Genomic DNA, 4,269 nt, shown 5'->3' with positions numbered 1-4,269 from the left:
GCGCGGCGCCGAGCGCCTCGGCCGCCTGGCGGAACGCCGGGTCCCCGCCGAAGCCGGAGCCGCAATAGACACAGACCGTCTTCACCGGCGCCATCCGGCCTCCTTCATCGATGCTCGTCGTATCGTGCGTCCCGTTCGGGCCGCTGACAGGTCGTAAACCAGGGCGAAATCGGTGCCAAACGGCTGATCGCGCGGGGAATTCGTTCGCTGCGCGCGCGTTGCGGCTTGGTCTCCCGGACATGTACGGTAATATGGGCGGAACAGTCGACGGTTTTTCGCGCGGGCGTTTTCGAAAGTCTCCACCGCCGGGGATGGGGGTCGCGGCCGGGCTCGACCTCGTCTACGGCGGCGGCGACGTCGGCCTGATGGGCACCGTCGCCCGCGCGGTGCTGGCCGGCGGCGGCCACGTCACCGGCATCATCCCGGACTTCCTGAAGTCGCGCGAGCACATGCTCGACGCGATCCAGGAAACGGTCGTGGTCGGCGACATGCACACCCGCAAGCGCATGATGTTCGAGCGCTCCGACGCCTTCGTCGCCCTGCCCGGCGGCATCGGCACCCTCGAGGAGCTGGTCGAGCAGCTGACCTGGGCCCAGCTCGGCCGGCACCGCAAGCCGATCCTCCTGGTCGAGGTGGCCGGCTTCTGGAAGCCGCTGCTGACCCTGTTCGACCACATGCGCGCCCACGGCTTCATCCGCGACGGGCTCGACCTGAACTACGTCGTCGCCGAGGGCGCCGACGCCGTGGTGCCGATGCTGCAGGCCGAGAACCGCCGCCTGGGCGAGGACCCGGCCGCCGAGCGCTTCGTCACCGAGCGGCTCTGAGCGGCGGGGTCCGGCGCGTTCGCCCTCGGATCCTCGCGGCGCCGGGCCGCCGCTCGCGACGGTGAGGGGCGGCCCATGCGAAACGGTTTCGCCCCCGCCTCCCCTTGCACGGGCGAGAGACCGCGACGCGTGTCCGACGATCCGCTCCTGGCCGTTCAGTAAATTTTGCCGTAATTTTTGAATACAGAATAGCATCGCGCGCGGCCGGCGCCGCTCGTTGAACCTATTCGACGCCGTGCTAGACTGACGGGTGAGTCGATCGGGCACGAACCGCAGCGCGAACGGCCGTGAACCGATCAAAAGTCTGTGTTCGCGCCGTTCGGCGGCGCCTCCGACAACAATCGGAAACGTGTTCGTCCCATCACGGCCCAGTTTTTGCAGACTTTAGGTCGGCATCGACGCGGAGCGCGCCATGGATATCCGGGAGATCGATCGGCACCGACGCCGGCACATGGACGACGGGACGGCGGCTCGTCTTCGCGGCGGGGCGATCGTCGCTTCGGCCGCGTGCGCCCGCCTCGGAGATGCGCGATGACCGCCGCCGGACAGCCCGCCCTCCTCGCCCCGTCGGCCGACGCGTCCGCGCGGCGCCCGGCTTCGGAGCGGTTCGGCCTCGCCTACCGGATCGGCCTGCCGATCGCGCTGTGGGTGCTGTTCGCCAACGGCGCCACCCATTATCGCGACCGCCACATCGTGCCGGCGGCGGGCCTGCGCGAGGCGGTCGAGGCCGAGGTCGCGAGCCGGCTGTGCCCGGGGCTGCGCCTCGACGAGGCGAGCTTCCGGATCCACGCGCAGGCGCACGGGATCAACCATTCCGACCTCTACCAGAAGCGCTCCGCCTGGCTGCGCAAGGACGCCGACGCCCTGGAACGCGAGCTGCGCGCCGACCCGGACACCGGCTGCCGGCACATGCTCGACCTCTACGGCGGCGACGGCACCGCGCCGCACCTGCTGACGCACGGCTGACCCGGCGTCGCGCGCGGCGACGGGATCGCACGCCGCCAGCGCCCCGACGAGCCCCGCCCGACCGTGCCGCCGGCGCGAGCCGACCGCCGCGCAGCGCACCCCCGTGCTCGACGAACCCGCCGGGTTCAGGCCGCTTGAACCTGCGGCGCGTCCTCGGCACCGTGCAGGATGCAGCGTCCCTTGCCCGCGGTCTTGGCGGCGTAGAGGGTCTGGTCGGCGCGCCGCATCAGATCGGCGAGACCGAGCGGGGGTCCCGACGCGGCGGGCCGCTGCCGGGCGACGCCGACGCTGACGCCGATTCCCGCGAACGCGCCTCCGCCGACCTGATAGGGCGCGGTGATCGCCGTGATGATCCGGCCGCCGAGCCGGCGCGCCGCCGCGTCGTCGAGCCCGTCGGCGAGCACGAGGAACTCGTCGCCGCCGAGGCGGCAGGCGGTCGCGTCCGGCCCGATCGCCAGCGCGAGGCGCCGTCCGACCTCGCGCAGCACCGCGTCGCCGGCCGCGTGCCCGAGGCGGTCGTTGACCTGCTTGAACCCGTCGAGGTCGAGGTAGAGCAGCGTCCGGTCCCCGGCCCCGGCCGGGCGCGCATCGAACGCCTCCTCCAGGCCGCGGCGGTTGAGCAGCTCGGTCAGCGGATCGGTGATCGACCGGCGGTGGCTTTCGCGTTCGCCGAGGATCGCCTGGACGGCCGCCGCCCGGTGATGGCGCAGGATGCTGCGGTTCATCAGGACGAAGGCGACCGTCTGGATCACGATCAGCGGCAGGAATTGCGGATGCGTCGTCGCGAAGGTGGTCTTGTAGCTGAGGTCGATTAACAGCACCTGCGCCATCGCGTAGCGCGGGGCCGCGAAGTTTCGGCCGACGATCCCGCCGATCGCCGCGAGCCCGGAGGCGAGCACGACCATCGACATCGCCATGTCGCCCGAGGGGACGACGCAGGCGATGGTCGCGCCCTGCAGGCCGGCCCAGAGCAGGCCCGTCGCGAAGACCGGGCCGGACGGCGCCTCCACCCGCCGCAGCAGCACGAGGCGCAGCATCAGCAGGAGCAGGTCGAGGAACGCGATGGCGGCGAAGAGCCACCGGTCCAACCACAGGTAGGCGACCCCCGCCACGGCGATGGAGTTGACGGCGCCGACCACGAGGGGCGTCGTCGAGGTGAAGAAGCCGGCGCGCATGCGCGCCTGCACCGCCTCCGGCAGGTCGGGCCCGATCTCAGCGAGCCATCGCAGGACGCGGCCGTGAGGCGCAGGGTACATCGTCAAGGTCGGTCCCAGGTGCCGCGAAGATCGGGCACTGCAACCGTAGGACGTTCCGATGAAGACTCCGTCTTGGAAGTGGGTGGCTTTTGTATCGATCCTGCCATCCCGTAAGATCAGGCGCTCGGCGATAGGCTCGCAACCTACGATTCGACCGAACAACTGACGATTTCGGGCGCGGTCGGGCGCCACACGCGCTGGGTGTGGCGCCCGGAAAGCGACGGGCGTCCGGGCGTCGGCCGCCGCCGTTTCGGGTCGCCCTTCCGCCGCGTGCGCCGTGCGATCTCACCGATCGAGCGCCGGCGCGGAGGGCGCGTCGTGGTTCAGAAGCGGTACCGCAGCCCGACGCTGCCGGTGTAATCGTCGCCGCCCGCGCGGGCGACGCTGGTCGAGCCGGTGACCACCCCACTGAGCCCGTTGCCGAAATCGAGGTCGAGGCCGCCGGCGATCCGTCCGTAGACGTCGTCGCCGCGGCGCCCGGTCTCGGTGCGGATCAGCAGGCTCGGCGCATAGGTCTGGAACGAGGTCACCGTGCGCACGCCGTCGAGGACATCGTGCTGGGCGGTGAGGTTGAGGAAGGGCGAGACGATGCCGCCGAGGAGCGGCGCCACCGTGCGGATCTGGAGGCCGCCGCCGACGGTCAACCCGTCGAGATCCTGGCGCCGGACGCCGATCGTGAGCAGCGGGTCGCCGGTCTCGCGATAGGCGCTCACGCCGGCCCGCGCGTAGGTGACCTCGCCGACCGGGCCGGCCCTGAAGGTCTCGAAATCGAACAGGTAGCCGGTGCGCGCGGCGACCGTCACCGTGTCGCCCCCCGGCACGGCCGCGAGCCGGTCGTTGAGCACGCCCGGCCGATCGAGGGCGAAGCTGTTGCCGCCGTACGTCACGGCCACGTCCGCGAACACCTCCGGGGTGGCGTACGAGGCGAAGACGGCGCCCTGGAAGCTGTCGAGGTCGATCCGGCCGTTGCTCGCGCCGCGGAGGTCGACCCGGGCGTTGAGGTAGTTGAACGCCGCGCCGAGCACGAGGTTGGACGTCGCCTGGTACAGGAGCCCCGCGGTGACGCCGCCGAAATCGGCATCGTAGGTGTTGCCGAGGCTGCCCGCACCGGCCCGGTTCTGCGCCGTGCGGTCGAGCCCGGCATAGGTGCCGAGCGCGAACACGGAGACCGGGCTGCCCGGCTGGACCGGGATCAGGCCGGGGGCCGGGCGCCGGCCCGGCAG

General features: G+C 71.7%; 4 protein-coding genes and 1 pseudogene. 2 read left to right on the top strand and 3 right to left on the bottom strand.

Annotated features, from left to right (window positions below; all coding sequences use genetic code 11):
* Positions 1-94, bottom strand: a pseudogene (locus tag FV223_RS31980) (TIGR00730 family Rossman fold protein); the annotation flags it as partial.
* 217 nt (positions 95-311) lie between these two features.
* Here FV223_RS31980 and FV223_RS21235 point away from each other — a divergent pair.
* Complete coding sequence (locus tag FV223_RS21235; protein ID WP_246689749.1) at positions 312-824, top strand: TIGR00730 family Rossman fold protein; 513 nt, start codon at positions 312-314, stop codon at positions 822-824.
* 531 nt (positions 825-1,355) lie between these two features.
* On the top strand, positions 1,356-1,790 hold the full coding sequence (locus FV223_RS21230) for a hypothetical protein (protein ID WP_147728860.1): 435 nt from the start codon (positions 1,356-1,358) through the stop codon (positions 1,788-1,790).
* A gap of 125 nt (positions 1,791-1,915) precedes the next feature.
* Here the strand turns inward: FV223_RS21230 and FV223_RS21225 are convergent, their stop codons facing one another.
* Positions 1,916-3,046 (bottom strand): GGDEF domain-containing protein, encoded by a 1,131-nt coding sequence (locus FV223_RS21225; RefSeq protein WP_147728859.1) that lies wholly within the window; start codon positions 3,044-3,046, stop codon positions 1,916-1,918.
* Positions 3,047-3,369: 323 nt separating this feature from the next.
* Positions 3,370-4,269: autotransporter outer membrane beta-barrel domain-containing protein (locus FV223_RS21220; protein WP_187276199.1), on the bottom strand; the 900-nt coding region annotated here is incomplete at its 5' end.

The organism is Methylobacterium sp. WL116, assembly GCF_008039455.1.
In the GTDB taxonomy this organism is placed as follows: Bacteria; Pseudomonadota; Alphaproteobacteria; order Rhizobiales; family Beijerinckiaceae; genus Methylobacterium.
This window is presented reverse-complemented; position numbering and strand designations above follow the sequence as displayed.

Coding starts and splice junctions, on each gene's coding strand:
- FV223_RS21235 (WP_246689749.1), top strand. CDS start 312: ATGGGGGTCGCGGCCGGGCTCGACCTCGTCTACGGCGGCGGCGACGTC.
- FV223_RS21230 (WP_147728860.1), top strand. CDS start 1,356: ATGACCGCCGCCGGACAGCCCGCCCTCCTCGCCCCGTCGGCCGACGCG.
- FV223_RS21225 (WP_147728859.1), bottom strand. CDS start 3,046: ATGTACCCTGCGCCTCACGGCCGCGTCCTGCGATGGCTCGCTGAGATC.